Origin of the sequence: uncultured Campylobacter sp., from assembly GCF_905373215.1 — a bacterium.
Classification (GTDB): domain Bacteria; phylum Campylobacterota; class Campylobacteria; order Campylobacterales; family Campylobacteraceae; genus Campylobacter_B.
The window spans coordinates 1-4,483 of record NZ_CAJPRT010000048.1 but is presented as its reverse complement, the minus strand read 5'-3'; the positions used below and the strand labels follow the sequence as shown (position 1 = coordinate 4,483).

At 41.2% G+C, this 4,483-nt stretch carries 4 protein-coding genes and 1 pseudogene; all 5 read left to right on the top strand.

What is annotated here, in order from left to right; translation table 11 throughout:
* Window positions 1-361 precede the first annotated feature (361 nt).
* Window positions 362-748, top strand: a complete 387-nt coding sequence (locus tag QZ176_RS10325) for a hypothetical protein (protein ID WP_295153386.1) — start codon at window positions 362-364, stop codon at window positions 746-748.
* 780 nt (window positions 749-1,528) lie between these two features.
* Complete coding sequence (locus QZ176_RS10320; RefSeq protein WP_295153384.1) at window positions 1,529-2,749, top strand: OprD family outer membrane porin; 1,221 nt, start codon at window positions 1,529-1,531, stop codon at window positions 2,747-2,749.
* A 75-nt stretch (window positions 2,750-2,824) separates the two neighbouring features.
* Complete coding sequence (locus tag QZ176_RS10315) at window positions 2,825-3,406, top strand: cytochrome c (protein ID WP_295153382.1); 582 nt, start codon at window positions 2,825-2,827, stop codon at window positions 3,404-3,406.
* A 10-nt stretch (window positions 3,407-3,416) separates the two neighbouring features.
* Window positions 3,417-3,959, top strand: coding sequence for a DJ-1 family glyoxalase III (locus QZ176_RS10310; protein ID WP_295153380.1), 543 nt, complete (start codon window positions 3,417-3,419; stop codon window positions 3,957-3,959).
* 313 nt (window positions 3,960-4,272) lie between these two features.
* Window positions 4,273-4,418: pseudogene (locus QZ176_RS10305) on the top strand (S-ribosylhomocysteine lyase); the annotation flags it as partial.
* Window positions 4,419-4,483: the final 65 nt, after the last annotated feature.

Below are 4,483 nucleotides of genomic sequence, written 5' to 3'. Positions count from 1 at the left end.
GAGTCCGATTTTTGCAAATATCGCGGTCAGCGCCGCAAAGAGTGCTGATGCAAGCTAGCCAGGTAAAAGAAGCTAAAGTTCTGCCGTGTTTGATTTAGACGCGACTACCAAGTCTCGCTCGCGATTACTGCTAAATTCTACCCCGCATATATAGAAAAATCGCCAAAAGCGCATTCTCGCTTCGCCTAGCGCTAAGAGAGATCTGTTTAAATTCCACTTCGACGCCCCTCAAAAACAAATGCCAGCGACGCAAGCGCATCCATCGTCGTTTAAATTCCAATTCGATGCCTCTCAAAAAAGCAAACTTTAAGCCCAAACCTACTACTCTAAAAGTTCAAATTTTACAAATGAAGGATACTGAATGAAAAATTTCATATTTTCCGCACTTTTAGCTCTTGGCTTTATAGGCTGCGCCGTAAGCACCGCTCCGACGCCTGCAGGCAACTTACGCTCGCTCAAATCCGAGATCGTAAACTACACTCGCCAAAACTCCACAGCTTACGTCTATACGTTTAAAGACCTATCCAGCGGCGAGCTCTACACCGCTCGCGCAAGCAGATATTATGCGGCTGCAGGAGATACTGCCTATATAAGTACCGCTTCAGGCGCTATCACCGATATGCGAATTATCTCGCGCAAGGCAGGTTCCGTTGTTCCGCGCGCTTATGACATCGGAAAAATCGAGACCAAACAAATGCATAAAAACGACGCTATTGCTGTACCAGAGAGCGAAAATATCAGCTTTTAATCCCACGCGATTTTTAGTCGCTGCGCCCTTGAAGGTAAGCGAGCCTGCTTTTAATTTGCGATGAACGCTTTTGTTTTGTTCTCTACTCTTATGAAGGCAATGGTTTCTATTTTTAATCATAGCGGACTTGCACGTAAAGTCCGCTGATTCTTTATGCGATTGCCCGCATAAATTTTATATTTTATAAGTTGTGGAATTTTATATTCCGCAGAATTCTGCGCTGCGTATCTTGCTTCTATGGTTCGGTTAGCGTTTTATATCCACTTGCTTTCGCGCTTAAATTCCTTGCTGCATGGCGCTATTTTGTCCGTAAATTTTATATTATAGAAATACAGCTGGCACTAGAATTTTGATTGCGAAATTCTTATAAATTTTCTTTCTCGCAGTTTTTCGCGTACTGTGTGTTTTCGGTGCTTGTATTCTCTACTGATAAGATGTCGCGTAGATTTTTAAAACCCACGCTTTGCAAATTTCGTGTCTTGAAATTTCATTCATAAAAAATTTCGCATCGTAAAATTTTATCAAATTTCTCCCGCAAGAAAGAGGTGTTGCCGTCTGTTTACCGCAGCCTGATATAATCCCCACATCGAAATTAGAACTCCTTTCAATAATCGGCGAGACCTGTGTGGGTCTCGCTTTTTTTATGCCCGTTAAATTTGGATTTTCGGTAAATACTCGGTAACAATTTGGTAAAATTTTAGTATTTTTCAGCCTATTTTAAGCATATAATTTGTCATTTTGTGCTACTATTGCACTCACAAACTTTTAAAGGAGTTCAAAATGAAACTAGTTAAACTTAGTTTAGCGGCAGCAGTCGCTGCAGGTGCTCTTGCTATGAGTGCAAGTGCTGTTCCGTTAGAGGAAGCTATCAAGGACGTGGATCTAAATGGATACGCTCGTATGCGATATACCCACGATAAGGTATCTGGCGAGAATGATCAAGGTGCCTATGTAAAAGGCGAAAATTCTAGTAAGTGGGAATTCAAATCTGAAGTAGACTTTAAGGCTAAAATCGATGACAACTTCTTTGGTGTAGTTGGCGTTAGATTTCTAGATAGAGATAACGGAGAAACATTATCTTCTTCAAATAGCCAATATCATGGTGGAAAAAATCCAAGCGACAAAGATTCCGATTTCGATATTGCTAAGGCTTATTTGGGATACACTATCGGCGGTACCACTATTGCAGTCGGTCGCCAAGGCATAGGTTCGTTCTTTACCGATGATATGTATGGAGATGGTGTTAAGATTACTAGCACTGATATCGAGGGTTTGACAATTAGTGGCTTTTGGATGGATTCTTTAGAGAATGATGGCGATATTTCAAGCCTTGATTGGGCTAGAGTAGATGGTAAATTAACTACCGATCATAATCTATATGGCATAGGCTTTATGGGTTCATACGATCCGGTATCTTTCCAGCTATGGTATAACGCTCTAGAGGATGTTGCACAGCTTTTCGCTGCAGAACTAGCTCTAAATTTTGATATCTCTGATGATTTTAATCTTGGCGTAAAAGGTCAGTATGCATTCTCTGATTTCGACGGCGATTATAAAGATGCAGGTGCTAGCGATGCAGACTTCTGGGCTGCAGAGGCCAATGCGGGTTTCTTCGGTGTTGATTTGGCTGCAGGTTATTTAAAATTTGAACCCGATGATAAAGATAAAGTTTCTTTTGTATCCTTTGAAGATCAAGGCTCTTTCATCAGCCCGGGTCAGGAGTTACTAGATTATAGGAATTTTACTGGCGAAAATCACTACTGGTATGTAGTAGCAGGCTATACCATCCCTGATACTGGCATCAGAATCGGCGCTGATTACCTAGACGGTAAAGCGGATGGCGACAATGCATACGAAGTAGTAGGTAGAATTTCTTATAAATATAATGAAAAGCTAAGCTTCAAAACTTGGTATTCTCACTATAAGATTGATGATGCTTATGGCACAGATCGCGATGAGAAAAAAGATCGCATCAGATTTGAGGCTAAATACAGCTTCTAATTATTTACCTTATACAGGTAAAATTAGGGCGAAGCTTTTGCTTCGCCCTTTTTAAATTTAAAACCAAGGTTTTTTATGAAAATTTTTAAAATTTCTTTTTTAGCATGTTTTTTTGCCTTTAGTTTAAATGCCGCGGATAAAGCAAATGATGACACGTATGTATTCGAAGCCAAAGGTGAGTTTGCCAAAGAGCTAAAATCCCTGATCGAAAAGCATTCTAAAGATGAAAATGTAACCGTAAATATCTATAAAAATACTCCTAACGCCAAAGGCAATATTATAGGCGGTGGCACAAAAATAAATCGTAACATCAACTATATCAAGGAAAAAGGCAAGGTAATCTACGATGCCAACTGTGCTTCTTGCCACGGCTCAGAAGGACAGAAGCGCGCCTATGGCAGCTCTCGTAAGCTAAAAGATCTAAGCGCGAAGGAGATTGCAATCGCGATCTCAAGCTACACCTCCGACGGGCAATATGGCAAAAAAATGAAGTATATTATGCAGCCTATCGCTGCCAAAACTACCGCTGAAGAAGTTGGCTATATCATCGGCTATCTAAAAGGCGACGATGAATTCTTATATGATAGTCCGTCTCGCGCTAGTGGTAATACCGATATTTCCACTGCCCCTAGTGAGCAGGGTTCGTATCTAAAATAAGGGGTATGCGATGAAAGTGGCAATAGTTTTAGCTAACGGATTTGAGGAGCTTGAGGCGATAAGCATAATTGATATTTTAAGGCGCGCGGATATTGATGCTCTAGCCGTGGGGTTAGAGAAAAAATGTGTCCGCGGCACGCATGGCATTGAGCTTGTGGCGGATGAAATTTTGGATGATATTAAGGTGTCTGAATTTTCTATGATCGTTTTACCAGGGGGTTTGCCTGGCGCGGAGAATTTAGCCAAAAGCGAGAAGCTCGGTAAAATCCTACGTGACTTTGATGCAAATAACGCAAAAATCGGCGCAATATGTGCCGCTCCATGGGCGCTAGCTACCGCGGGTGTGCTAAAAAGCTCTTACACTTGTTATCCGGGCTTTGAAAATCAGATCGCTCACCCAGGCTATACGAATTCGGCGAATGTCGTAAAAGATCAAAATATAATGACTTCGAAAGGTCCCGCTACTGCGATGGAATTTGCGCTGCAAATCGTCCGCGAGTTAAAAGGCGAGCAGGTTTATTCCAAGCTAAAATCCGATTTGCTTTTTAAATAAAATTTCAAGTGAAGGCCGATTCCAACACGCTTTATTTTACCATTTGTAAAACGGAGTACGTGATTTTGCCGCGCCTGAGAATTACAAATTTTATCTCGTCTACACATATAAAATAGCCACAATATTTATTCTGAGTATCCGTAAACGAAGAATGGAATTCTCACAACTCAAATTATAAATCGAAAAACGTAAAAGGCTTTATGGGCAACAGATGAAATTTTATTGGAGCTAGTTGTTATTGAAACCAAACCTTACCGTCGCGGCGTCGCGAAACGTAAACATAAAAATATTTTAGGCGTACCCTCAAGAGGGCATCGCTGAGCTGAATAAATTTCAGTGCGGCACCTTCGCGATGTACTCGCTAGCTGAAGCTAAGCAGATTGCTCAAATGTGCTAAATAAGGGTATCGGCGTGATCAAAAACGATAAGATCACGCTGGGTTTAAATTTGATCAAATAGCGACGTCAATATATCAAGAGGCAAAACGGCGCAGTTTTTGAAGGTTTTGTCGGTAAAGCACAGAC